The organism is Salegentibacter salinarum, from assembly GCF_900168115.1.
In the GTDB taxonomy this organism is placed as follows: domain Bacteria; phylum Bacteroidota; class Bacteroidia; order Flavobacteriales; family Flavobacteriaceae; genus Salegentibacter; species Salegentibacter salinarum.
Map to the genome: position 1 here is coordinate 102,314 of NZ_FUZC01000002.1, position 23,874 is coordinate 126,187.

At 38.1% G+C, this 23,874-nt stretch carries 23 protein-coding genes and 2 tRNA genes; 16 read left to right on the forward strand and 9 right to left on the reverse strand.

From position 1 onward, the window contains the following. The first annotated feature begins 3 nt into the window (after positions 1-3). Genes B5X53_RS03330 through B5X53_RS03340 form a run of 3 tightly spaced genes read left to right on the forward strand, consistent with a single transcriptional unit; the run spans position 4 to position 3,005 of the window. Positions 4-936 (forward strand): mechanosensitive ion channel family protein, encoded by a 933-nt coding sequence (locus tag B5X53_RS03330; protein ID WP_079711829.1) that lies wholly within the window; start codon positions 4-6, stop codon positions 934-936. Next, complete coding sequence (locus B5X53_RS03335; protein WP_079711830.1) at positions 929-1,837, forward strand: DUF6268 family outer membrane beta-barrel protein; 909 nt, start codon at positions 929-931, stop codon at positions 1,835-1,837. The genes B5X53_RS03330 and B5X53_RS03335 overlap by 8 nt, the downstream gene beginning before the upstream one ends. 1 nt (position 1,838) lies before the next feature. Continuing rightward, the gene (locus tag B5X53_RS03340) at positions 1,839-3,005 is read left to right on the forward strand and encodes a sigma-54-dependent transcriptional regulator (RefSeq protein WP_079711831.1); all 1,167 of its coding nucleotides are present in this window, start codon (positions 1,839-1,841) and stop codon (positions 3,003-3,005) included. A 7-nt stretch (positions 3,006-3,012) separates the two neighbouring features. On the opposite strand, the gene B5X53_RS03345 is transcribed toward B5X53_RS03340, so the two are convergent. Then, positions 3,013-3,543, reverse strand: coding sequence for a hypothetical protein (locus B5X53_RS03345; protein WP_394341612.1), 531 nt, complete (start codon positions 3,541-3,543; stop codon positions 3,013-3,015). A 300-nt stretch (positions 3,544-3,843) separates the two neighbouring features. Here B5X53_RS03345 and B5X53_RS03350 point away from each other — a divergent pair, with 300 nt between their 5' ends. The 4 genes from B5X53_RS03350 to B5X53_RS03365 all read left to right on the forward strand — a co-directional run bounded on the left by B5X53_RS03350 (position 3,844) and on the right by B5X53_RS03365 (position 7,518). Continuing rightward, a complete protein-coding gene (locus tag B5X53_RS03350) occupies positions 3,844-5,262 on the forward strand; it encodes a M20/M25/M40 family metallo-hydrolase (protein WP_079711833.1) in 1,419 nt (472 codons plus the stop codon). A gap of 82 nt (positions 5,263-5,344) precedes the next feature. After that, entirely contained in the window at positions 5,345-6,715 is a 1,371-nt protein-coding gene (locus B5X53_RS03355) for an MATE family efflux transporter (RefSeq protein WP_079711835.1), read from the forward strand. A 3-nt stretch (positions 6,716-6,718) separates the two neighbouring features. After that, positions 6,719-6,949 (forward strand): hypothetical protein, encoded by a 231-nt coding sequence (locus B5X53_RS03360; protein ID WP_079711836.1) that lies wholly within the window; start codon positions 6,719-6,721, stop codon positions 6,947-6,949. Beyond that, a complete protein-coding gene (locus tag B5X53_RS03365) occupies positions 6,949-7,518 on the forward strand; it encodes a phosphatase PAP2 family protein (RefSeq protein ID WP_079711837.1) in 570 nt (189 codons plus the stop codon). Before B5X53_RS03360 ends, B5X53_RS03365 begins: the two co-directional genes overlap by 1 nt. On the opposite strand, the gene meaB is transcribed toward B5X53_RS03365, so the two are convergent. Continuing rightward, positions 7,515-8,603 carry a methylmalonyl Co-A mutase-associated GTPase MeaB gene (meaB, locus tag B5X53_RS03370; RefSeq protein ID WP_079711838.1) on the reverse strand — a complete coding sequence of 363 codons (1,089 nt, stop codon included), beginning with the start codon at positions 8,601-8,603 and terminating at the stop codon, positions 7,515-7,517. The two genes, B5X53_RS03365 and meaB, sit on opposite strands and share 4 nt — an antisense overlap. A 95-nt stretch (positions 8,604-8,698) precedes the next feature. On the opposite strand from meaB, the gene B5X53_RS03375 reads away from it, so the two are divergent. After that, the gene (locus tag B5X53_RS03375; protein ID WP_079711839.1) at positions 8,699-9,130 is read left to right on the forward strand and encodes an organic hydroperoxide resistance protein; all 432 of its coding nucleotides are present in this window, start codon (positions 8,699-8,701) and stop codon (positions 9,128-9,130) included. A 187-nt stretch (positions 9,131-9,317) separates the two neighbouring features. On the opposite strand, the gene B5X53_RS03380 is transcribed toward B5X53_RS03375, so the two are convergent. Continuing rightward, complete coding sequence (locus tag B5X53_RS03380) at positions 9,318-9,881, reverse strand: DUF2911 domain-containing protein (RefSeq protein ID WP_079711840.1); 564 nt, start codon at positions 9,879-9,881, stop codon at positions 9,318-9,320. 153 nt (positions 9,882-10,034) lie between these two features. On the opposite strand from B5X53_RS03380, the gene B5X53_RS03385 reads away from it, so the two are divergent. From B5X53_RS03385 to B5X53_RS03400, 4 genes are read left to right on the forward strand one after another with little or no spacing between them, the layout of a single operon-like run. Beyond that, positions 10,035-10,580 carry an RNA polymerase sigma factor gene (locus B5X53_RS03385; RefSeq protein ID WP_079711841.1) on the forward strand — a complete coding sequence of 182 codons (546 nt, stop codon included), beginning with the start codon at positions 10,035-10,037 and terminating at the stop codon, positions 10,578-10,580. Beyond that, positions 10,564-11,178 (forward strand): hypothetical protein, encoded by a 615-nt coding sequence (locus B5X53_RS03390; protein ID WP_079711842.1) that lies wholly within the window; start codon positions 10,564-10,566, stop codon positions 11,176-11,178. Before B5X53_RS03385 ends, B5X53_RS03390 begins: the two co-directional genes overlap by 17 nt. Beyond that, positions 11,168-12,556: a DUF4097 domain-containing protein gene (locus B5X53_RS03395; protein WP_232764108.1), complete on the forward strand. Its 1,389-nt coding sequence runs from the start codon at positions 11,168-11,170 to the stop codon at positions 12,554-12,556. The genes B5X53_RS03390 and B5X53_RS03395 overlap by 11 nt, the downstream gene beginning before the upstream one ends. 56 nt (positions 12,557-12,612) lie before the next feature. Further along, positions 12,613-13,314, forward strand: coding sequence for a peptidoglycan DD-metalloendopeptidase family protein (locus B5X53_RS03400; protein ID WP_079711845.1), 702 nt, complete (start codon positions 12,613-12,615; stop codon positions 13,312-13,314). Here the strand turns inward: B5X53_RS03400 and B5X53_RS03405 are convergent, their stop codons facing one another. The 6 genes from B5X53_RS03405 to B5X53_RS03430 form a co-directional block, all read right to left on the reverse strand. Continuing rightward, positions 13,315-13,791 carry a DUF4199 domain-containing protein gene (locus B5X53_RS03405; protein WP_079712073.1) on the reverse strand — a complete coding sequence of 159 codons (477 nt, stop codon included), beginning with the start codon at positions 13,789-13,791 and terminating at the stop codon, positions 13,315-13,317. 110 nt (positions 13,792-13,901) lie between these two features. Further along, positions 13,902-17,261, reverse strand: coding sequence for a preprotein translocase subunit SecA (gene secA / locus B5X53_RS03410; RefSeq protein ID WP_079711846.1), 3,360 nt, complete (start codon positions 17,259-17,261; stop codon positions 13,902-13,904). Positions 17,262-17,349: 88 nt separating this feature from the next. After that, positions 17,350-17,571: a DUF2795 domain-containing protein gene (locus tag B5X53_RS03415; protein WP_008272287.1), complete on the reverse strand. Its 222-nt coding sequence runs from the start codon at positions 17,569-17,571 to the stop codon at positions 17,350-17,352. 148 nt (positions 17,572-17,719) lie between these two features. After that, positions 17,720-18,292: a cob(I)yrinic acid a,c-diamide adenosyltransferase gene (locus B5X53_RS03420; protein ID WP_079711847.1), complete on the reverse strand. Its 573-nt coding sequence runs from the start codon at positions 18,290-18,292 to the stop codon at positions 17,720-17,722. Positions 18,293-18,910: 618 nt separating this feature from the next. Then, on the reverse strand, positions 18,911-20,416 hold the full coding sequence (locus B5X53_RS03425; protein ID WP_079711848.1) for an OmpP1/FadL family transporter: 1,506 nt from the start codon (positions 20,414-20,416) through the stop codon (positions 18,911-18,913). 144 nt (positions 20,417-20,560) lie between these two features. Continuing rightward, entirely contained in the window at positions 20,561-21,673 is a 1,113-nt protein-coding gene (locus B5X53_RS03430) for a hypothetical protein (RefSeq protein WP_101023077.1), read from the reverse strand. Positions 21,674-21,783: 110 nt separating this feature from the next. On the opposite strand from B5X53_RS03430, the gene proS reads away from it, so the two are divergent. The 4 genes from proS to rpsT all read left to right on the forward strand — a co-directional run bounded on the left by proS (position 21,784) and on the right by rpsT (position 23,829). Next, positions 21,784-23,262, forward strand: coding sequence for a proline--tRNA ligase (proS, locus tag B5X53_RS03435; protein WP_079711850.1), 1,479 nt, complete (start codon positions 21,784-21,786; stop codon positions 23,260-23,262). A 78-nt stretch (positions 23,263-23,340) separates the two neighbouring features. Beyond that, positions 23,341-23,412, forward strand: a tRNA-Glu gene (locus tag B5X53_RS03440). Positions 23,413-23,478: 66 nt separating this feature from the next. After that, positions 23,479-23,550 (forward strand) — tRNA-Glu (locus B5X53_RS03445). Between the two features lie 30 nt (positions 23,551-23,580). Then, a complete protein-coding gene (gene rpsT, locus B5X53_RS03450) occupies positions 23,581-23,829 on the forward strand; it encodes a 30S ribosomal protein S20 (RefSeq protein ID WP_075326189.1) in 249 nt (82 codons plus the stop codon). The last annotated feature ends 45 nt before the right edge of the window (positions 23,830-23,874 follow it).

Here is a 23,874-nt window from a genome sequence, read left to right on the forward strand (position 1 = left end):
AGAATGCAGGAACAGGAAAACTCAGAAACCACAGAAGCAATTAAAGATGTTGTTCAGCAGGATATCTGGGGAGCAATTGTAGATATTTGGAATTTCGTTTTAATCCCAATAGAAACCGGGGAGAATACGGTAAAAATTACTGTGGGTTTAATTTTACTGGTGATTTCTGCATTTGTTGTTACCAGTATTGTTCTAAGATTAATTAGATCTTTTATCACAAGTAAACTAGCGCAGGGAGACAAACATAAATTTATAAGTGTTTTTAAGTTTATTAAATACTTTGTGTATTTGGTGGTGATTCTTATTACTTTAAGCTCTGCAGGGATAAATATTACCATACTTTTAACAGCCTCTGCTGCACTTTTTGTTGGTATAGGTTTAGCTTTACAAGAGCTCTTTCAGGATATTATTGGAGGGGTTTTTATAATTTTAGACAAGTCACTTTTGGTAGGAGACGTTATTGAAATGGAAGGCAGAGTTGGTCGTGTTTTTGAAATTAAACTGAGAACAACCCGAGCTTTAACAAGGGATGACAAGGTAATGATTATTCCCAATCATAAATTTATTAGTGATGTAATTTATAATTATACCCAAAACCATGCAACTACCCGGGAAGGCGTTCAGGTTGGTGTGGCCTATGGGAGTGATACGCAAAAAGTAAAAGAGACATTATTGAAATGTGCCCTTGAAAATGATAGTATTGTGAAAAGCCCTGAACCATTTGTACTCTTTGATGATTTTGGAGAATCATCTTTGGTTTTTTCCCTACATTTTTATGTAACCGATAGTTTTGTAGACCCAAAAATTAAAAGTGCACTTAGATTTAAAATAGATGAAGAATTCAGGAAAAATAACATCACAATCCCATTTCCACAGCGGGATGTGCATTTTTATCCTACCCAAAACCTAACCCAAAATTTATCTAAAAATGAATAAGACCTTTAAAATTATAGTCTTCCTTTTGCTGGGAGCTGTAACTTTTCCGGCAACGGCCCAATCTACAGATTTAGCCCGTATAGAATATACTTATTTTCCGCAGTCAGATTCAGATAATTCATTTCGTAGATTTAGAACCTTTGTTAATTTACCCATTAAATTAAATGGAAAAGGTGCTTATTTAATTCCTGGAGTAGAATATAGAAACGTAAACTTTAAATATAAAAATAGTGAAGCTTTTACTACCAATAACCTGGACAGGTTTCAATCGTTTACAGGAAAAATAGGCTACACTTTTAAAATGAACGAATTATGGCGTTTTGGCGCTGAGACCGGGGTGAAAATTGCTTCTAACTTCGCTACCAGTGAGTTGGTTAAAGACGATTTCATTTATACCGGATCGGTTTATTTTATAAAAATCAAGGAAGATGAGCGTTATATAGAACCCTGGCGACTTATTTTAGGACTTAGTTATTCTACCACTACCGGTTTTCCGTTTCCATTGCCTGTAATAAATTATTATAAGCGTTTTGATGAAAATTGGTCTTATGGGCTTGGAATACCAAAAACCAACCTGAAATATTATTTCAACGACAAACATGAAGTTCAGGGATTTGTAACCTTAGATGGGTTTTTTGCTAATATTCAGCAAAATTTTAATCCCTATCCGCAAACAAATCCTGGCGCAAACCGGCTTGCAGAGAGTATGTCTATGACCATAGTTTTAAGCGGTTTGGGATACCAATATAATATTTCAGATCATATAGCATTCTATGCCTATGCCGGTTATACGGTTATGAACGATATTCGATTAAGAGATAATGAGAGGGAAAACCTCTATACAATAGACGACAAGAACACTTTCTACGCCCGCAGTGGCTTAAAATTTAGTATTTTATAATATGGCACGTATTTTATTAATAGAAGATGAAGCAGCAATTAGAAGGGTTTTAGTAAAAATCCTGACTGAAGAAAATGATAATTATGAAGTTGAAGAAGCAGTAGATGGCCTGGAAGGAATTGAAAAGATAAAAGACGAAGATTTTGATCTTGTACTTTGTGATATAAAAATGCCAAAAATGGATGGCGTAGAAGTCCTGGAGGCTATCATGAAAATAAAGCCTGAAATTCCAGTGGTTATGATTTCCGGTCACGGAGATCTGGAAACTGCAGTAAATACTATGAAAGTAGGCGCCTTTGATTATATCGCCAAACCACCAGATCTTAACCGATTACTCAATACAGTTCGCAATGCGTTAGACCGTAAAGAACTTGTGGTAGAGAATACTCGGCTTAAGAAAAAAGTTAGCAAGAATTTTGAAATGGTTGGCGAATCAGAAGGAATTCAGCGTATTAAAGAGCTAATTGAAAAGGTTGCTCCCACAGATGCTCGAGTGCTAATTACCGGTCAAAATGGTACAGGAAAAGAACTCGTAGCGCACTGGATACACCAAAAAAGCGACCGGTCTAAAGGGCCAATGGTAGAGGTGAATTGCGCCGCTATTCCTTCAGAATTAATAGAAAGTGAACTTTTTGGCCACGTAAAAGGAGCTTTTACCTCGGCGAATAAAGATCGCGCCGGTAAGTTTGAAGTTGCCAATGGCGGTACTATTTTTCTTGATGAAATTGGTGATATGAGTCTTTCGGCGCAAGCCAAGGTTCTGCGTGCACTTCAGGAGAATAAAATCTCCCGTGTTGGTAGCGGAAAAGATATTAAAGTAGATGTTCGGGTTGTTGCGGCAACAAATAAAGATTTAAAAAAGGAAATAGAAGACAAGAAATTCCGGGAAGACCTTTATCACAGGCTTGCGGTAATTTTAATAGAAGTACCATCGCTTAATGAGCGCCGGGAAGATGTTCCGTTACTTATAGATTATTTTAGCGAAAAGATTTCTGCGGAACACGGTTCGGGTAAAAAAGAATTTACCGAAGATGCCTTAAATACTCTTAAAGATTATGACTGGCGCGGAAACATACGTGAGCTTCGCAACGTAGTGGAACGACTCATTATTTTAGGAGGCGATAAAATTACTGAAGAAGATGTAAAACTCTTTGGAAGTAAGTTTTAGAGAAAAATTAATCGATTTTTTTCGGGGGCGGATTATATCTTAAAAAGTACATTGTATCCCCGCTTGGGTGTTGCCATTCGTGGAATAACTCAAAACCAAAACGTTGATACACCAATGCATTTTTACGCATTCTGGTTTCGGCATAAAGTGGGATCTGATATTCTGTGGCCTGGCGGTAAAATTCATCTTTCATTTCTTTACCCACCTGCGTATCTGCCCCGCGTGATTCGGCTAAAATTCCCCAAAACCAGCAATAGAGATATTCCCCGGTCTGCGGGCGTTGCTTTTTAATGTAATTCTGGTTTTTTACAATGCGATAAGCATTTTTTATTCCGGTAACATTTAAAACCAAACCTATTTGGCTTGAGATATCTTTCAGGAAGTTATCGTCTTTTTTACTGGTTTTAAATAAAATAGCAATTCCCATTCGGTTTTCAGAAATAATAAGAGCATCTTTCTCAATCGCCTTCTCTACCATATGGGTGGCGAGATATTCAAAACGTTTGTGACGGTTACCTCCCTTTTTTACAATATCCATAGAGGATGGGATTTCCTTTAAAAGGCTGGTAACCTTTGTAATAATCTCTTCTTTCTCTGCTTTGTTCAAACTGCTATAATTTAGCGGCGAAGATATAAAATTTATCTTTTTTGAGGCTGAAAGTAAAGCGATTAAAATTCATCAAATCGAAATACTTTTAAGGCATATTCTTTGTTATCAAACAGCTAACTTAAAATTCTTCCTGAAAATTTCAGAAACTATTAAAAATTAAAATAAAAGCTTCCGAAGGAATATTTATTTTAGCATTTAAGACTTGAAAAACTAAATCTTATTTCCCCGATGAAAAAATACATTTTCGCCATTTTTGGCCTCTTTCTTACAATAAATCTTAATGCACAGGCGCCTGAAGCCAAAGAAGATTCCCTTAAAATCAGGGAAATCTATTCCGCCGCTTTGGTACACGGTCAGGCCTACGATTGGTTGGACCACCTTTCTAATAAAATTGGTGGTAGATTATCGGGTTCCCTTAATGCGCAAAAAGCTGTAGAATATACCAAAGCCCAATTAGAAGAACTTGGCCTTAATAAAGTTTGGCTACAACCGGTTATGGTTCCAAAATGGACGCGCGGAGGTCGGGAACACGCTTATATTCAAACGGGCCCGGGTATGACTACCGAAGTAAATATAACGGCACTTGGAGGCTCCGTTGCCACCACTACCGGAGGTTTAAAAGCAAACGTAATAGAGGTACAGGGAATTGAAGATTTAGAAAATTATAAAGATGAAATAAAAGGCAAAATTGTTTTCTATAATCGCCCGATGAATCCCGAACTTATTCAAACTTTCTCAGCTTACGGTGGTTGTGTAGATCAGCGTTATTCGGGCGCTGAAGCAGCTGCAAAATACGGTGCTGCCGGCGTAATTGTGCGTTCTTTAAGTCATAAAATTGATGAAAATCCGCATACAGGTTCAATGAGTTATGGCGATTTACCAGATAGTAAACGAATTCCTGCTGCGGCGATTAGTACTAAAGATGCCGAATATCTTTCCGGAATGCTAAAGTTGAAAAAGGACCTGGAATTTTATTATAAATTAAGTTCCGAAAATCACGGCGAAGTACAATCTTACAATGTAATTGGCGAAATAACCGGAAGCGAATTCCCTGAAGAGATTATGGTGGTTGGCGGGCATTTAGATTCCTGGGACCTGGGAGATGGTTCTCATGACGACGGTGCCGGGGTGGTACAATCTATGGAAGTGTTGCGATTATTTAAGGAAACCGGTTATAAACCCAAAAGAACCATAAGAGTGGTTTTGTTTATGAACGAGGAAAATGGTTTACGCGGCGGGAATAAATATGCTGAGGTTGCCGAGAATAAAAATGAACATCACATTTTTGCTTTAGAAAGTGATGCCGGTGGCTTCACTCCACGCGGATTTTCTTTTGAAGCCGATGATGCCCAATTTGCACAAATTGAAAGCTGGAAACCACTTTTTGAACCTTACCTAATCCATTATTTTGGAAGAGGTGGCAGCGGTGCAGATATTGGTCCGTTAAAAAAGGGAGATATTGTTCTTGCCGGCTTGAGACCAGATTCTCAAAGATATTTTGATCACCACCACGCTGCAACCGATACTTTTGAACACGTAAACAAGCGTGAACTGGAACTAGGAGCTGCTACAATGACTTCTTTAATTTATTTAGTGGATAAGTACGGGATGAAGCGAATTAATCTGGAAAAAGATCAAAAGCTTTAAGCTGAAAATTTAATTATTCTTTATCGCAATTTAAATTTTAGGGCGGCAAAATCCTATTATCTTTGCCGCCTAAAATTATGTTTTGCAGCTAAGCGCCTACACACAAGAATTCAGTAAAAATTTAAATATTGCCTTTCCCGTAATGCTCGGTCAGTTAGGCCATGTTTTAGTGGGGCTGGTAGATAATTTAATGATTGGCCAATTAGGGCCGGCACCGCTTGCTGCTGTCTCCCTTGGAAATTCCCTGGTGTTTATAGCGCTTTCATTAGGAATTGGCTTTTCATTTGCCATTACCCCTTTAATTGCTGAGGCCGATGGTGTGCAGGACATAAATAAAGGCCGAAGCTATTTTCACCATGGGGTGATTTTATGTACCATTAACGGAGTTTTTCTGTTTCTCATTTTACTGATAGCGAAACCGGTATTATATTATTTAGATCAGCCGCCGGAAGTTGTGGAACTCGCAATTCCATATCTCAATATCGTAGCATTTTCAATGATTCCGTTAATGATTTTCCAGGCTTTTAAGCAATTCGCTGACGGACTTTCACAAACAAAATATGCCATGTATGCCACAATACTCGCTAATGTGGTGAACGTGATTTTTAATTACCTGCTCATTTACGGGATCTGGATCTTTCCAAGGTTAGAGCTGGAAGGGGCAGCGGTTGGGACTTTAATATCTCGCTTCTTTATGCTTTGGTTTGTTTGGGAAATCTTGAGACGAAAAAAGAAATTTGCCGAATACTTTAAATGGGGAAAAAAGGAATCTTTGAATTCGGATGTATTTAAAAGGTTATTGAATCTCGGTTTTCCAACGGCATTACAAATGTTGTTTGAAGTAGGTATTTTTACCGCTACCGTATTCCTTGCCGGTTTGCTGGGGACCAATCCACAAGCGGCAAACCAAATAGCTTTGAATCTCGCTTCAATGACTTTTATGATCGCCGTTGGACTTGGAGTTACGGCTACTATTAGGGTAGGAAATCAAAAAGGTCTTGCTAATTTTAAAGATTTACGTAGAATTGCATTTTCAACATTTCTGCTGGTATTTTTAATTGAAGCAGTATTTGCTTTAGGCTTTATTCTGCTTAAAGATTGGTTACCTACATTTTATATAGATAATGCCGAGGTAATTCTATTGGCTGCACAATTATTAGTTGTCGCTGCTTTATTTCAGCTTAGTGATGGCTTGCAGGTGGTTATTCTTGGAGCTTTAAGAGGCCTTCAGGACGTAAAAATTCCCACGGTAATTTGTTTTATTTCTTACTGGATTATTGGCTTTCCGGTTTCCTGGTATTTTGGCAAAGCCGAGAATCTTGGAAGTATGGGGATCTGGCTTGGGCTCCTTGCAGGCCTCTCTGTTTCGGCATTAATGTTGTACATTCGATTTAACTATTTAACTAAAAAACTTATTTTGCAAGAATCAAGTCTTGTTCAATCAAAAATATAATTTATGGATTTCCCTAAATTTCTTCTCGGTGATAATACCGATTATCCCACTGCAATTTTCGTAGTACATACCGAATTTCCACGGTTTATAATTAATCTTGAGAATGATGAAGTTGAATGGCTGGAGGAATTTGACCAGCACGATGAAGAAGAACTCGAAAATGAAACAGAAGGCCTTATCAAAGAAGCTTCAGAATTTTACGATAGGGAAATAGAGCGATACGAAGACGATTAATGGACAAATTAATAGAATTAGATCACAAATTATTTATTTGGCTTAATAATTTAGGAAATGAGTCCTGGGATTGGCTTTGGTTACTTATTACCGATAAATGGACGGCAATCCCGTTATACGCCTTACTTTTATTCCTGATTTTTAAGAAATTCGGTTGGAAATCGAGCCTGGTAACCGTGGTTTTTATCACCTTATTGATCACGGCTACAGATCAACTGGGAAATGTTTTTAAAGATGCTTTTGAACGTTTAAGGCCCTGCCGGCAGGAAGGTATCATGGAATATGCCCGATTTGTTGCGGTTCGTTGCGGCTCTTATGGGTTCTTTTCAGCACATGCCTCCAACTCTATGGGAGTGGCTATTTTTCTTGGATTATTATTTAGAAAAGTGTTTCCTAAAATGATATTCTGGCTGATTGCCTGGGCATTATTAGTAGCTTATAGCCGGGTTTATCTTGGGGTGCATTATCCCGGAGATATACTTGTGGGAATGCTAATTGGTGGACTTATAGGTTTTATTTTCTACAAACTTCACGAATGGGCTCAGCAAAAAATCTTTAAGAAAGATTAATTCAGTTTTTCAAACTTTTCAATTAAAAGATCAGCTGCGGCGAATGCGGTGATTTTATTATCTTCTATGGCTTTTAGCTGAACTTCCAATTCCTTTTTCATCATAACATTCTGATAAAAACGGTTTTTAAGATGTTCATTTATGGTTTGCAAAAGCCAGAATTTATCCTGCTCTTTTCGGTTTTTCTGAAAATGTCCATTGGCTTCCACCATTTTTTCAAATTCAGAAATAAAATCCCAGACATTATCTATTCCGGTTTGTTTTAAAGCACTACTAAGGGCAACTTTTGGTTTCCAGCCACTTTCTTTTGTAGGATAGAGTTGAAGCGCACGATTAAATTCCAGTTTTGCCTCTCTCGCAGCTTTAATATTATCACCATCGGCCTTATTAATCACAATGGCATCGGCCATTTCTATAATTCCGCGTTTTATACCTTGCAATTCGTCTCCGGCCCCGGCCAGTTTCAGCAATAAAAAGAAATCGGTCATACTGTGCACCGTGGTTTCACTTTGACCTACACCTACAGTTTCAATAAGCACCACATCAAAGCCTGCAGCTTCACAGAGAATAATACTTTCGCGGGTTTTTTTGGCTACACCCCCAAGTGAAGAACCTGAAGCCGATGGACGGATAAATGCACTTTCTTCTTTTACCAGGTTTTCCATCCTGGTTTTATCGCCTAAAATACTCCCGTGAGAAACACTACTACTGGGGTCTACCGCCAGCACCGCAACTTTTTTTCCCTGCTGAATTAAATAAGACCCAAAGCTTTCTATAAACGTACTTTTTCCCACTCCGGGTACTCCGGTAATTCCGATTCTGATTGATTTTTGGGAATAGGGCAGTGCACCTTCCAAAAGCTGTTGCGCCTTTTTTCTATGAGAGAATTGATTGCTTTCAACTAAAGTGATTGCACGGCCCAGGGCAGTTTTATTACCATCCAGTAATTGCTGAAGCAAATCTCTTTCTTCAAATTTATTTTTTCGGGAAGCTCTTATCCTTTGCGCTGAGTTTGGATTCACATTCGCTGAAGTCGGCTTACTGCCAGATTCACTTAATGCCGATGCTTGGTTTTTCTTGCTCAAACTATACTTATTTATGACAAATTTATGAATTCGATCTTTGGGAGCCTTGTTTATGCTTGGTATATTCAGGCCTAATTAATATAACTTAAATAACGATGAAAAATTTGTATAAAACAACGGTAACTACAAAAGGAGCGAGAAAAGGCCACGCTAAAAGTGATGATGGAATATTAGATGTACAATTAAGTATGCCAAAATCTATGGGCGGTGAAGGCGGAGATTATACCAATCCCGAACAATTATTTGCAGCGGGGTATTCTGCTTGTTTTGGAGGTGCATTGCAGCTAGCTGCTAAAAATCACGGTATAGAATTAGATGAAAATGTTAGTGTGAGCGCAGTAGTAAAATTAGGCTTGACAGACGATGAAGAATTACAACTTTCAGTAGTTTTAGATTGCTTTTTACCGGGTGTTGAAGTAGAAGCTGGTGAAAAAATCGTTAATGAAGCGCACGAAATTTGTCCTTATTCTCGCGCAACGAGAGACAATATTGATGTAACGCTAAATCTTTTGGTAGACGAGGATTAAGGAAATTTTATTTCAAACTTTCTTATCGTCATGCTGAATTTATTTCAGCATCTAAGTCGTTTTTTAGCGTCTAATTTGAAAAGAATCTCTTTCAACCTAGACCCTGAACGAGTTTAGGATGATGTTTAGGAATGAAATTAAGAGAAAAACCTCACAGCATTTTAAGACCCTGTGAGGTTTAATTTTTTTATACTTTTTCAGGTTTTATAGGGAGACTAACCAGTGTTTCGTCCCAGGCTAAATTTAGAAATACAAACTCATTTTTTTCATTAAACGCTATGGTAAACTGTTCCATTGTTCTTTTTAGATCTTTGGTAGGCACTTCAAGAACCAGCGCATCAAACTCAGGATCACGATAAGCTTTTTCCTCCATATCAATTCCCCAGGGATACATATTTTTATTGAATATCACTTTCCAGGAATTTTCCATCGGGATGGTCCATAAGGTGTATTTCCCAGCTTCTAACAGCGAGCCATCTACCATAATATCTTTGTTAGTTTCAAAGGTAGTAGCTTCATTAGCGCCGGTTCGCCATACTTCATTGTAAGGCACCAGTTTTCCGAAAATTACCCGATCTTTTTTATAAGGCCGGTTATAAAAAACCTCCAGTTTAAGATCTACCTGGGTATAACTCACGGTGTCTTCGGGACTGTGAGCTTTCGTGCTGTAGCGCATTATAAACACCAGTACCGCGGCCAATAGAATAATCACTCCGCCAATCTTTAAAAACGTTTTTACCGGTTTTTTCATTATTAATTTTATTTAGAATAATACAGTTCAAAAAGCGTGCAAACTAATTTTTGATCCTTTAAAAAGGAAAAACGTATTTTCAGCTGCAAATTAAAAGAAGCTTGCAACATTGCAAAAATAGTTTCGTCTTTAGAGTACAACCAATCAAAGAAAATGATACAGCATCAATTAATAGAAGCCTGTAAAAACAATGATCGCAGGGCCCAGCTGAAGCTCTACAATCAATATTGCCAGGGAATGCATTATGTGGCCTTGCGTTTTTTGAAAGACCCTTTTGAGGCAGAAGACGCGATGCAGGAAGCTTTTATAAAAGCCTTTGCAAAACTCCAGCAATTTACGGGAGAAGTAACTTTTGGCGCCTGGCTTAAGCGCATCGTAATCAATAAATGTATTGACAAGTTAAAAGCGAAAAAGCTGGAATTAGTAGCTATAAACGAACAGGTTTTAAGCACTGCCGAAGAAAACGACAATTGGCAGGTTGATGACGGGATTGGAATGGAAGAAATAAAGCAAAGTATGGAAAAACTTCCCGAAAAATACAAATACCCACTGATGTTGTTTTTGATGGAAGGCTATGACCACGAAGAAATATCAGAAATTTTAAAGATAAGTCCGGTAGCCTCGCGGACTTTAGTACACAGAGGTAAGAAAAAATTGCAGGAAGAATTAAAGACTAAAAAAAATGGCACAGGATATTAGAGAAATGTTCAGGAATGATAAGGAGCCCAAACCAAATACTTTACCCAAAGGGCACCAAAAGCGATTTGAAGATCGCCTGGAAAAGGAAATTCCCTCGGAAAAAAAGAATAATACCTTCTTTTTTCTGAAGATAGCAGCAGTGCTGGTGGTAGCACTGGGCGTTGGATTCTTTTTTCTGAATTCAGGTGGAGATAATTTTAATGATGGACCATCGGTAGCCGATACTCCAAGGGAAACTTCGGAAGAAAAGGAAGATAAGCTACCAACTGAAAATAATTTTCAGCTAAGTGAAGTTTCGCCAGAATTCAAGAAAATTGAAGATTATTATATGGCGAACCTTAATATTGAACTTTCCAAAATTAATATTACGCCGGAAAATAAGGCGCTAATCGATTCTTTTATGAACCAGATGGCCGAGCTGGATAAAGAATACCAACGTTTAAATACAGAAATTAAAGAAGCCGGGCCCAATGAGCAAACCCTGGAGGCGATGATCGCGAATCTTCAGCTAAGACTGGATTTATTATATAAGCTGAAAAACAAATTAAAAGAAATCAAACAATCAAAGGACAACGAATATGAAAACTATGAGGTATAATTTAATAGTTGCGCTGCTGCTCTGCCTTCCGGTAACACTCGGCGCACAAACGAAGAAGCTGGACAAAACTTATAAAACTTCCGGCGATGTAGAAGTGAAAATAGATGCCAGTCATACCAATATCATTGTAGATTACTGGGATAGAAATGAAGTGAAAATTGAAGCCACTTTAGAAACCGATGAACTTGAAAAAAGCGAAGTGAAAGATGTTCTTGCTGCCTGGAAACTCTCTACTTCAGGGAATGCTTCAGAGGTAACTATTTCTTCCGGGGGTGGAATGCAATGGAGTGGTGATATAGACCTAAGCGGACTTGAAAAACCTTTGGCCAGTCTTCCCCAGATGCTGGAACCGTTAATGAATAATTTGGTGACGCCTTTGATGCAAAGTATGGGTGAGAGTATGGGAGCACCGCTTCCACCGGAATTCAGTGAAAAAATGGGCAATATTAAATTTGACTATGAAGCCTATAAAAAGGATGGTGATAAATATATCGCAAAATTTGAAAAAGAGATAGAGGCAAATTTTGGAGAGGATTTTGAAAAAGATATGGAAAAGTGGGCTTCACAATTTGAGAAGAATGCAGAAAAATGGGAGAAGAATTTTGAAATGAAGATGGAAATAAATAGCGAAGAACTCGAAAAGTCTATGGAAAAATGGGCCGAAAGTTTTGGGAAAGATATGGAAGCCTGGGGTGAATCGTTTGGAGCACAAATGGAAGCCCGTTTTGGAGATGTGGAAGGTGAAGAGACTAAAGTTATCGGCCTTAATAATTCTAAGGCTAAGAAAACTATTAAATTGAAAATTCCGAGGAATGGAATACTAAATCTTGATGTTCGCCACGGGGATGTAAACCTCTCGGGAACTACCCATAATCTTCGCGCCGATCTTTCTCATAGTAAACTAACCGCTGATAGGATAAATGGCAAAAGCACAAATGTAGAAGCGGCTTATACTCCTGTGAATATTAACTACTGGTCTTATGGAATAATGGATGCCAAGTATGTAAAGAACTTTAAAATTAAGAAGGTGAAAAGTATCAAATTGAGTTCTAATTCCAGTAATGTGAATATTGATGAACTTGAAGATACAGGGATTTTATCGGGTAATTTTGGGGAACTGAATATTGCAAGTGTGGGAGCTAATTTTAAAAACCTGGACATTAATTTAGAAAACAGCGATTTAGAACTTGGTTTACCTTCTTCAGCATTCAATTTTATTTACAGTGGTACGCAGAGTGATATCAAACACCCGAATGCTCTGAAGCTAACAAGTAGTGAATCTTACGATAATAAAAAGCTCACGGGTTTTCATAAAACAAAAGATTCTGGAGGGAATATAAGTATTAAAGCAAATTTTAGTGATATCTTGTTAAATTAGATTTCAAGGTGTAATTTTAGCGATTATTAAACGGCAAATCGTTTAAAAGATCGCTTATGGGAACCACAAATTTTTCTGAATTTCTTTCGCAGTTAACTCCCGGTTTCACCCAGGTTTTAGACGTGAATTTAAAAGCAGAAGATTATATAGTAATAGATTTATCTGAAAATAATGTAGAGCTCGGAAAAGTAGATATTTCTTCTTCCCGGGCTTTTTCTGATTATATCGCTGAATATTTAAATGCCTTCGGAAAAAAGGTTGCCTTTGGAGGTTATTCTGAAGTGCGAAAACTTTATAACCGAAGTGAGCTTTTTACCGCTTTAGAAGATGAGGATAGTAATAGGAACATCCATTTAGGCCTGGATTTTTGGGCAGATGCTCACACCGATGTTTTAGCGGTTTTAGATGGAAGAATTCATAGTTTTAACGATAATTCCAGTTTTGGTGACTACGGTCCAACAATAATTCTGGAACATGATTTTGAAGAAAAGAAGTTTTATTCGCTTTACGGTCATTTAAGTAAAGCTTCGTTAGAGGGTCTTGCTCCCGGGAGACCCGTAAAGAAAGGCGAAAAAATTGCGGAATTGGGGACGCCTGAAGAAAACGGTGATTACGCGCCACATTTACATTTTCAGATTATAGAAGATTTAAGCGAAAAAATTGGAGATTTTCCCGGGGTAACTTCCAGAAGGGAGCTTGATTTTTACCTGCAAAACTGCCCCGATCCCAATTATTTACTGAAATTAAGAAATTCCTAATTACTTTTTTCTTAAAATTAAAGCGACTATTGCTGAGGTTACAACTCCCATCATTAGTGCACCGGCTATAGATTGTACGATGTATGAGCTTAAATTAAAATAGGCTTCAGCGTCTTCACGTTTCATAGCATTTCTTTCCACGCTGCTTTCTATGGCATTTTCAAAAAAACCAGGGGAGATAAGATAGTGAGTAATTACTTGGCCAATTGGGGATAACAGTGCGATAACGATACTTAAAATTACTCCGGAAACGAATCCCTGTTTCCAGCTCATTTTTCCACGGAAAAAATTCTTTCTTTTATCGTGAATAGCAAATAGATAAATGGCAATCGCGACTATGCCGAAAAGGTTGCTGTAGATTGGATGTTTGTCAATTAAAACATCGTGCCAGCCCATGAGTTTCTCAAAATACATCCAAAGTAAGGAAGCCGCGAAGAAAATTACTCCCCACTTTATTTCTATCTGGTAGTTTCTCATTTTTTGATCGGTTTGTTGGAAAGCTAATTTACTCAAAAAAAGAAAGGGCTGTCTAAAAGCTCCATTATTTTGGAATTTAGACAGCCCTTTTTATAAGGATTTAAACTGGATTATTGATTTACAACCACCCAATCTCCTTTTTCAATAAGCGGGATTGCTTGCTTGTATTTAAGGGTTTTATTTTCACCGCTCATCACATTTTTAATAGTCACTTTATCATTACGACCAATCTTTGGTTGATCCCTCGTAATGGTTTCAGTCACCTGTGGGCGACGTTGCTGTTGGGTATTTCCGGCAGCGCGGCTTTGAGCAGCTCTTTCGTCTATATTAGGAATTTCTTCCTTCTGGGTTTCTACTTTCTCTTTTCTACGTTGTCTCGCTTCCTGGATATTTGAAACATTTCCTTCCGGAATTTCACCTTTGAAAAGAAAAGAAATCACATCACGGTTTACCTGGTCCAGCATAGATTTAAACAATTCAAAAGCTTCAAATTTATAGATCAATAAAGGATCTTTTTGCTCGTGAACCGCCAACTGAACGCTCTGTTTCAACTCATCCATCTTACGAAGGTGGGTTTTCCAGGCATCATCAATAATGGCAAGACTTATATTTTTCTCGAAATCTTTTACCAATTGAACACCTTCGGTTTCGTAAGCTTTTTCAAGATTAGTAACTACCTGAAGCGTTTTTTGACCGTCTGAAAATGGAACTGAAATTCTTTCAAAATTGTTACTTTCGTCTTCATAAACTTGCTTAATTACTGGGAAAGCCCTGGAAGCGCTGTGCTTCATCTTTTCCTGGTAATGCTGGTAGGCTTCTTTATAAACGATTCCGGAAATTTTTTGCACTCCCATTTTCTCAAAATCCTCCTCAGAAACCGGAGCACTCATGGAGAAATACCTGATCAGTTCAAATTCAAAGTTTTTATAATCCTGGGCAATTTTATTGTTTTCGGTAATCGCTTCAGAAGTATCAAAGATCATATTGGCGATATCAACCTTAAGCCTGTCGCCAAATAATGCGTGGTATCGACGTTTGTAAATCACTTCCCGCTGGGCGTTCATTACATCATCATATTCCAGCAAACGCTTTCTAATTCCAAAGTTATTTTCCTCAACTTTTTTCTGGGCACGCTCAATAGATTTTGAGATCATAGAATGCTGAATTACTTCACCTTCTTCCAGCCCCATTTTATCCATTAATTTCGCGATTCTTTCCGATCCGAATAAACGCATCAGGTTGTCCTCAAGCGACACATAGAACTGGGAGCTTCCCGGATCTCCTTGACGACCGGCACGACCTCTTAACTGCCGGTCTACACGGCGTGAATCGTGACGCTCTGTCCCTACAATAGCTAAACCACCTGCTTCTTTAACTTCTTTGCTTAATTTAATATCGGTACCACGACCTGCCATGTTGGTGGCGATGGTCACAATACCCGATTTACCTGCTTCAGCCACAATATCGGCTTCTCTTTTATGCAGTTTCGCATTAAGTACGTTATGTGGAACATTCCGCAATTTCAGCATTCGGGAAAGTAATTCTGAAATTTCTACCGAAGTTGTACCAATAAGTACCGGCCTCCCGGCATTAGAAAGATCGGTTACGTGGTCTATCACCGCGTTATATTTTTCCCGTTTGGTTTTGTAAACCAAATCGTCTTTATCGTTTCTTGCAATGGGGCGGTTGGTAGGAATTTCTACCACATCCAGTTTGTAAATTTCCCAGAATTCTCCTGCTTCAGTAACCGCAGTACCGGTCATACCCGATAATTTACCATACATTCTAAAGTAATTTTGAAGGGTTACCGTAGCAAAAGTTTGGGTGGCATCTTCAATTTTTACGTTTTCCTTGGCTTCAATTGCCTGGTGTAAACCATCACTGTAACGGCGCCCGTCCATAATACGGCCGGTTTGCTCGTCTACAATCTTAACTTTATTGTCTATTACCACATATTCGTCATCTTTTTCGAATAGGGTATAAGCTTTAAGCAACTGGCGTAGGGTGTGAATACGTTCACTTTTTACACTGTAATCTCTAAAAAGTTCTTCTTTTTTCTCAGCTTCTTCTTCTTTGGGAAGACCTTCTTTTTCAATCTTGGCGATTTCCATTCCCATTTCGGGCATTACAAAGAAATCGGTATCCCCATCGGCTGAAAGGAACTCAATACCTTTATCGGTAAGATCTATCTGGTTGCTTTTTTCTTCAATAGTGAAATAAAGATCCGCGTCGACCTTAGGCATTTCGCGGTTATTATCCTGCATATAATGATTTTCAGTCTTTTGCAGTAACTGTTTTATACCTTCTTCACTTAAGAATTTTATTAAAGCTTTATTCTTCGGAAGTCCGCGGTAAACTCTAAGCAATAAGAATGCTCCATCTTTGGTATTTCCTTCTTTAATAAGTTTTTTAGCTTCAGCCAGAACTTTTGTAAGATGTTTACGCTGGAGTTCTACAATATTTGAAATTGCAGGTTTTAGCTCATTAAATTCGTGAACATCTCCTTTTGGAATTGGCCCTGAAATAATAAGCGGTGTACGGGCATCATCAATTAATACCGAATCCACCTCATCTACGATCGCGAAGTTATGAGGACGCTGTACTAAATCGTTAGGAGCGTGCGACATATTATCACGTAAATAATCGAAACCGAATTCATTATTGGTTCCGTAAGTGATATCAGCATTGTAAGCTTTTCTTCTTGATGCAGAGTTCGGCCGGTGATAATCTATACAATCTACACTTAAGCCGTGGAATTCAAAAATAGGGGCCATCCAGGCGCTATCCCGTTTTGCCAGGTAATCGTTTACCGTTACCAGGTGAACGCCGTTTCCGGTAAGTGCGTTAAGATACATTGGTAAGGTTGCCACAAGGGTTTTACCTTCACCGGTTTGCATCTCTGCGATTTTGCCCTGGTGCATTGCCACACCACCAATAAGCTGAACATCGTAATGAATCATATCCCAGGTAACCGGTTTCCCGGCAGCATCCCAAGAGTTATTCCAGATGGCGTGATCTCCTTCAAGATTTACATAATCTTTTTCAGCAGAAATCTCACGATCAAATTCTGATGCGGTAACCTTAATTTGTTCGTTATGGAAAAAGCGTTTTGCGGTTTCTTTTACGGTAGCAAAAGCTTCGGGTAGAATATCGTTGAGAACCCCTTCAGATATTTCGTAAGATTTAGCTTTTAGCGCATCAATTTCAGCGTAAATATCTTCTTTTCGGGTAATATCGTCACTGGCATCAGCCTCGGCTTCCAGCTCTTCAATTTGTTTGTTTATATCTTTTAAAGCTTCAGCGATCTTCGCCTTAAAGCTTGCAGTTTTTGCCCTTAGTTCGTCTATAGACAGGGCTTCAAACTCACCTTCCAGCGCCTTTATCTTTTCAACTATGGGTTGTATTTCCTTGACGTCTTTTTTAGATTTATCGCCAACAAATACTTTTAATACAGAATTTAAAAAACTCATAATAGTTTTTGTTTAATACGGGGTTCAAATGTACGCAAAAAAAAAGCCTCACTTTGGAGACTTTTTTCTATTTTTTGCGTGTTGTTATTTAATATTCATCCTCATTCCAAAGATAATCTTCATCAGTTGGATAATCGGGCCAAATTTCCTCAATAGAATCATACGAATCTCCTTCATCTTCAATCGCCTGCAGGTTTTCTACTACTTCTAGTGGAGCTCCTGTTCTAATGGCGTAATCAATTAATTCGTCTTTAGTTGCAGGCCAGGGTGCATCACTTAAATAAGATGCTAATTCTAAAGTCCAATACATGGGTTGCTCAGGTTTATTATTTTTGCAAAAATAAATTTTTTGTGGTAATAGCCAAGAAAAAAATCTATTATTTAATCAATACCGTTAAGAACATACGCTAAAATTATAGATTTTACTGTATAATCCTTGCTTAAGCCTTAAAAAGGAATTAAGATTTTTCTGGAATCCATTTCACCTCTTCGGCCTCTAGTTTTTTAGACAACATCCGTGCCAGCACAAATAGGTAGTCAGAAAGTCTATTAAGATATTGTAAAACCTTATCATCAAAAGCTTCAATTTCGTGTAAAGCGGTTGCAAGTCGCTCTGCGCGGCGGCAAACGCAACGAGCTATGTGACAGAATGACACGCTTTGATGCCCTCCCGGAAGCACAAAATGGGTCATTGGAGGAAGATCCTCATTCATTTTATCTATTTCTTTTTCCAGCATTTCTATATCTTCTGCAGAAATTTTGGGGATGTTTAAGCGCTCTTTACCGTTCTTTAATTTCTGTTTTTCTGGGTCTGTAGCTAGGGTAGAACCAATGGTAAAAAGTCTATCCTGAATTCTGCTTAAAACCTTTCTTGAATGTTCGCCGGTATCCTGATCTCGCACAAGCCCAATGTGGGAGTTAAGTTCGTCTACAGTGCCGTAACTTTCTATGCGAATATGGTGTTTGGGAACCCGGGTGCCTCCAAAAAGGGCAGTAGTACCTTTATCACCGGTTTTGGTATAAATCTTCATATAAATGTTTGTTTTTCAATAATACATTTTTGGGTTTGCCCCAAAGTAGATTACTTAAGACTTTGCAGTCATAATGCAAGCAATTTACCTTTCAAAGGTACAAAATGAAGAATTAAGCCTGTAAAAAGTGAAGATTAGAAATTAAATATGAGTTTCTGACTTTTCCTCTCTTCGGCGCTCCATGTATCGCCTTCTAAAATTTCTGTTCTTACGAGCCTTTCGGTTCTTTTTTGCCCGGCGGGAATTCCAAATAAAATACACGAGAAAAGCCGCAATAAGTGCGAAGTAAATCCAGGTTTCCTGGTCAAACTCAAACATGATAAGTTGTTAATTTTTTACAAGATAAGAAATTCTTGTTTTTTCTCCTAAAGTGAGCGTAATAATCCAATAGGCTTAAACATAATAAGACCCTCTGAAAAGTTCCAAATTTCGTCAAATTGATTTAATTCCGAATTAAAAAAACAGGATGAAATTTATGAGCTATTCAGAAAGTCTCTTAAAATTTATTTTTTCTCGATAATCGAGATTTAAATACTTCAAGGCTTGCCTCGAAAATTAAACAATGGTTCTCAATGAATGCCTCGTGAACTTGTTTGTAGGTATCTTACATTCAGATAATTAAAGTCCGAAACTTACCGATAAAATCACTTTGGAAAGGTCTCTATCTATATTGGCCGTATTAGTTAAGCCGGTTTCGTAAAGCCTTGCATTTTCCTCGTAATTCGCGTTAGTGTAGGCAAGGTCTAACTTCATACTTCCAAAATCGTAACCAATACCACCAGAGTAGCCGGTTAAATCGCCCACAGTAGACTCATCAGCATAAGGGCTTTGTTCAAAACGATAACCACCTCTTAAACTCCAGTTATTAATTCTATATTCTCCACCTAATCTAAAGGTAGAAGCAGCCTGAAGTTCTTCTGAGATTAGGCTATTCTGAAAATCGAATTCAGGATCATCTGTAGGTCTAAACTCAGTAGCAGAATAATCTTTATAAGAATAATCAAAACTAATTAAACCTTTAGTGCCAAATAACACGGCAAGGCTACCAGTAAGTTTACTGGGAGTTTTAAGATTATAATCAGGGTAAAGATTCAAGACGTTGGGATCTACAATTACGCGCTCATTAGCGTCGTTATTTGTTTCAAGATATTGGGTGGCTTCTTCTACAATATTAAACCAGGTAGGAGAATGGTAAGATGCTCCAACTCTAAAACGGTTACTTACTTTTGCAATGGCTCCCAATTGAAAAGAAAAACCGTCTCCGGTTGTACTTAGGTTATTATTAAAAATCACCTGATTAGTACCACTGCCTGAGTTACTATTATTTTCTCTAAACCTTGTAGTACGATCATAATTCAAGAAATGGGTATTTAAGTTAGCGCCCAGGTATAAGAAATCTTTAAACTGCGTGCCGAAGTTGAAAGAAAATTTTCCGTTTAAACCTGTAGCCACAGAGCGATATTCCTGGTTAAAATTACCCGGGCTTATAAACGAATTATATTCGGTATTATCTGGTGAATCTTCTGCTTGATCTATAACATAACCCTGATATCCTAAAAAGGCCTGTTGTGCTCTAAAACCTTCGTTTTCTCCGAGGTAAGAATAAAGATCAGAGATACTTTCGTCTTCACGGGTTTGTAGCAAGTCTAAGGGTATGCCGTTAGCATAATTTAGAAAGTACTGGTCTATAGAAGTTTGGCTGGTTCCTGTAGCCAGGAAAGTATCGTCAAAATTATTTGTCTGACTATAATTTAAGCCTAAACTGAATTTTCTCCAGGGGCTTTCACTTCTGGTGTCAAAAACAAGTACTCCACCGGCCTGATTAAAATTAAAATCTGAATTTTCATTAGTAGTACCTGTTCCAAAATAATCTACATTTTTATTAGTAGAACGATGGGAAAATGTCATCGTTCCAAAAGAATTAAGGAAGACGGCAGAACTGGCCGGGTTTACAGTAATGGCTGATAAATCTCCTCCCAGTGCACCAAAAGCACCGCTAAGGGCCTGGAACCTTGCGGTCCCGTTCAACTCTTCAGAACTGTATCTATAAGCATCGGTAATATTCTGGGCCTGGGCGCCTCCTGCTATAAAAAGGACGCTCATTATTATAAATATCTTTTTCATAAACTATTTTTAATTCCTTTTACGGTTTTTTTCCAGCCTTTAGACCGGCTGTATAATTAATGATTTCAGAAAAAACCTTACAGCGGATGACTGTAAGGTTGATTCAATAATTTTTTAAAATACTTTCAAACCAGAAGTAGATTATTATCCTCTACCGCCTCCTCTAGATGAGGAAGAACGACCTCCACCTGAACTTCTTGTTCCAGAACTTCTTGAACTACTAGAGCTACTGCGAACAGTACCACTACTTCTTGAAGAACTATTAGAAGATCTATTATAAGTAGAGTTAGATCTTGAACTTCTATTAGACCTGTTTATAGCCGAATTTCTTCGGGTAGAAGAAGTGTTGACTCTCGCTGGTTCGCTTCTTCTGTTAGATCGTGAATAAATATTTGAATTATCAGAATTACTTCTGGTATAACTTCTGGTTCTTGAAGCATTCTCATTGCTTCTAATATTTCTGATGCTTCTGGAGTAAGAAGATTCATTACTTCTTAAGCGGGAAACATTGTCTCTTGAATTAGTGCCATAATCTGAATAGCTGGCCCTTCTACCACTATTATAAGCTACATCTCTGTAATTATTACGATGGCCATAATATGGGTTGTTTACAAAACCTCTTCCCCAGTGGCCGTTATAAAATCCACCGAAGCCGCCATATCCAAATCCGTAGCCAAAGCGATTACCCCAGCCCCATCCAGGGCCGTATGCAAAACCGCCACCCCATGGGCCAAAACCAGCACCCCAGTATCCAGGGCCGTAAAATGGATCCCACATAAATGGATCATAATAACCTCCAAACCCGTAACCGTATCCAAAACGATTCCATCTCCATGGATTGTAAAATCCACCGTGGAAACCGGTGTTGTAAATATTTATGGTATATTGATCTGGATCTTCACCCCAGGGAGCTCTTCCGCCAACATAAGCTTGTTGGTCTTCATAATAAATTTCATCCTCTCCACCTTCAGCAGAAGAGTAAGATTCTACATCGGTAAAGATGATATTATCGGCCATCTGGCCGTAAAATTCTGATTTTTCTGAAAAAAGGTTCTTATAATATGAATTTCCCTGATCCTGATTATTATTAGCATATTGGGATGGCTCTTCAGCAGTTGATTGCTGTTGGTTAGAATCACCATAGATCCCATCCTCATAACCAGAATACTGGTAAGAACCGCAAGATGCTAACAATAGCAAGAACATAGGAGCAACAAACAGAATTGCTTTCTTGTGTAAGTCGTAATTGCGTATCATTAGCTTAGTATTTTATTGTTGAACATTACAAAAATAGTTAGTTTTGCGCTAACTAAACCTGCATTTAGATTGTGTTTAACAAAATACAAGATTTATGCCAAATTCAGAGAATGAGTAAAAAGTTAACCAAAAGAAGCGAAGATTATTCAAAATGGTACAACGAATTGGTGGTAAAAGCCGATTTAGCTGAAAATTCCGCAGTGCGGGGTTGTATGGTTATTAAACCTTACGGATTCGCCATTTGGGAAAAAATGCAGGCCCAGCTTGATAAAATGTTCAAGGAAACCGGCCACCAAAATGCTTATTTTCCGCTTTTTGTTCCTAAGCATCTCTTTGAAGCTGAAGAAAAAAATGCCGAAGGTTTCGCGAAAGAATGTGCCGTGGTTACTCATTACAGGCTTAAGACAGATCCTAACGATAAATCTAAATTAATAGTAGATCCTGATGCTAAACTGGAAGAGGAACTTGTAGTGAGACCAACCTCTGAAGCTATTATATGGAATACTTACAAAAACTGGATTCAATCTTACAGAGATCTTCCTATTAAAATCAACCAATGGGCCAATGTGGTTCGCTGGGAAATGCGAACCCGTTTGTTTTTAAGAACATCAGAATTTCTCTGGCAGGAAGGGCATACTGCTCACGCCACCAAACAGGAAGCCCTGGAGGAAACTGAATTAATGAATAATATTTATGCCGAATTTGCCGAGAAATTTATGGCAATGCCGGTTATAAAGGGAAGTAAAACCGAAAGTGAGCGCTTTGCCGGGGCTGTAGAAACTTATTGCATTGAAGCAATGATGCAGGACGGGAAAGCACTGCAAGCAGGAACTTCTCACTTTTTAGGTCAGAACTTTGCAAAAGCTTTTGATGTAAAATTTACTTCTAAAGAAGGGAAATTAGAAAATGTATGGGCAACTTCCTGGGGTGTTTCGACACGGTTAATGGGAGCACTTATTATGACGCATAGTGATGATAACGGTTTAGTGCTTCCTCCAAATTTAGCGCCTACTCAGGTAGTAATTGTTCCTATATATAAAGGAGAAGAACAATTAGAAGAAATTTCTAAAGTAGCCAACAAACTGGCTGATGATCTAAAAGAAGCTGGTATTTCGGTGAAATACGATGATAGAGATACCCAAAAACCAGGTTGGAAGTTTGCTCAATACGAATTACAGGGAGTTCCGGTAAGATTAGCTATCGGGCCAAAGGATATAGAAAAAGGAAGTGTTGAACTTGCAAGGAGAGATACGCTTACCAAAGAATTTATAAGTCAGGCTGAAGTAGTGGAGAAAGTGAAGCACCTTATGGTGGAAATGCAGGAAACTTTATATGAGATAGCTTTCAATTTTAGAAACGATCATATCACCGAAGTAGATTCTTTTGATGAATTTAAAAAAGTTTTAAAAGAAAAAGGAGGATTTATTTCTGCGCATTGGGATGGAACTCCAGAGACAGAAAACAAGATAAAAGGGCTTACCAAAGCTACAATTCGCTGTATACCATTTAATTCCGAAAAAGAGTCGGGAAGCTGTGTACTTACAGGGAAACCGTCTGAGCAAAGGGTACTTTTTGCGAAGGCTTATTAAATTTTAAATTTTTTTTGTGGAACTCTTGCGGCATTCAAAAATAGTTGTATTTTTGCATCCGCATTGAAACAAAAAAATGGTCCGTTCGTCTAGGGGTTAGGACGCCAGGTTTTCATCCTGGTAACAGGGGTTCGATTCCCCTACGGACTACAAAAGAACACAGGTTTTAGTTTTGTGTTTTTAAAGTCCTGAAAAGGCAATTTGAAATAAATTAATGGTCCGTTCGTCTAGGGGTTAGGACGCCAGGTTTTCATCCTGGTAACAGGGGTTCGATTCCCCTACGGACTACTTTTAAAAAATAATTAAAGCAATTTTGTAATGGCAAATCACAAGTCAGCATTGAAGAGGATTCGTAGCAATGAGACCAAACGTCTTAGAAACCGCTACCAGCATAAAACTACCAGAAACGCAATTAAAAAGTTGAAGGAGTCTGAGAAGAAAGAAGCTGAAGCTCTTTTGCCTTCTGTTATCTCTATGGTAGATAAATTGGCAAAGAAAAATATTATACATGATAATAAAGCTGCGAACTTAAAATCGCAACTTGCAAAGCACGTAGCTGCGCTTTAATAAATATTACAGTGTTCAATTATAAAAAAATGCTTTCTGCGTTTG

What these genes read in the sequence shown, in the direction of transcription:
- B5X53_RS03330 (WP_079711829.1), top strand. Translation starts at nt 4, where the DNA reads ATGCAGGAACAGGAAAACTCAGAAACCACAGAAGCAATTAAAGATGTT.
- B5X53_RS03335 (WP_079711830.1), top strand. Translation starts at nt 929, where the DNA reads ATGAATAAGACCTTTAAAATTATAGTCTTCCTTTTGCTGGGAGCTGTA.
- B5X53_RS03340 (WP_079711831.1), top strand. Translation starts at nt 1,839, where the DNA reads ATGGCACGTATTTTATTAATAGAAGATGAAGCAGCAATTAGAAGGGTT.
- B5X53_RS03345 (WP_394341612.1), bottom strand. Translation starts at nt 3,543, where the DNA reads ATGGATATTGTAAAAAAGGGAGGTAACCGTCACAAACGTTTTGAATAT.
- B5X53_RS03350 (WP_079711833.1), top strand. Translation starts at nt 3,844, where the DNA reads ATGAAAAAATACATTTTCGCCATTTTTGGCCTCTTTCTTACAATAAAT.
- B5X53_RS03360 (WP_079711836.1), top strand. Translation starts at nt 6,719, where the DNA reads ATGGATTTCCCTAAATTTCTTCTCGGTGATAATACCGATTATCCCACT.
- B5X53_RS03365 (WP_079711837.1), top strand. Translation starts at nt 6,949, where the DNA reads ATGGACAAATTAATAGAATTAGATCACAAATTATTTATTTGGCTTAAT.
- B5X53_RS03375 (WP_079711839.1), top strand. Translation starts at nt 8,699, where the DNA reads ATGAAAAATTTGTATAAAACAACGGTAACTACAAAAGGAGCGAGAAAA.
- B5X53_RS03380 (WP_079711840.1), bottom strand. Translation starts at nt 9,881, where the DNA reads ATGAAAAAACCGGTAAAAACGTTTTTAAAGATTGGCGGAGTGATTATT.
- B5X53_RS03385 (WP_079711841.1), top strand. Translation starts at nt 10,035, where the DNA reads ATGATACAGCATCAATTAATAGAAGCCTGTAAAAACAATGATCGCAGG.
- B5X53_RS03390 (WP_079711842.1), top strand. Translation starts at nt 10,564, where the DNA reads ATGGCACAGGATATTAGAGAAATGTTCAGGAATGATAAGGAGCCCAAA.
- B5X53_RS03395 (WP_232764108.1), top strand. Translation starts at nt 11,168, where the DNA reads ATGAGGTATAATTTAATAGTTGCGCTGCTGCTCTGCCTTCCGGTAACA.
- B5X53_RS03400 (WP_079711845.1), top strand. Translation starts at nt 12,613, where the DNA reads ATGGGAACCACAAATTTTTCTGAATTTCTTTCGCAGTTAACTCCCGGT.
- B5X53_RS03405 (WP_079712073.1), bottom strand. Translation starts at nt 13,791, where the DNA reads ATGAGAAACTACCAGATAGAAATAAAGTGGGGAGTAATTTTCTTCGCG.
- secA (WP_079711846.1), bottom strand. Translation starts at nt 17,261, where the DNA reads ATGAGTTTTTTAAATTCTGTATTAAAAGTATTTGTTGGCGATAAATCT.
- B5X53_RS03415 (WP_008272287.1), bottom strand. Translation starts at nt 17,571, where the DNA reads ATGTATTGGACTTTAGAATTAGCATCTTATTTAAGTGATGCACCCTGG.
- B5X53_RS03420 (WP_079711847.1), bottom strand. Translation starts at nt 18,292, where the DNA reads ATGAAGATTTATACCAAAACCGGTGATAAAGGTACTACTGCCCTTTTT.
- B5X53_RS03425 (WP_079711848.1), bottom strand. Translation starts at nt 20,416, where the DNA reads ATGAAAAAGATATTTATAATAATGAGCGTCCTTTTTATAGCAGGAGGC.
- B5X53_RS03430 (WP_101023077.1), bottom strand. Translation starts at nt 21,673, where the DNA reads ATGATACGCAATTACGACTTACACAAGAAAGCAATTCTGTTTGTTGCT.
- proS (WP_079711850.1), top strand. Translation starts at nt 21,784, where the DNA reads ATGAGTAAAAAGTTAACCAAAAGAAGCGAAGATTATTCAAAATGGTAC.
- rpsT (WP_075326189.1), top strand. Translation starts at nt 23,581, where the DNA reads ATGGCAAATCACAAGTCAGCATTGAAGAGGATTCGTAGCAATGAGACC.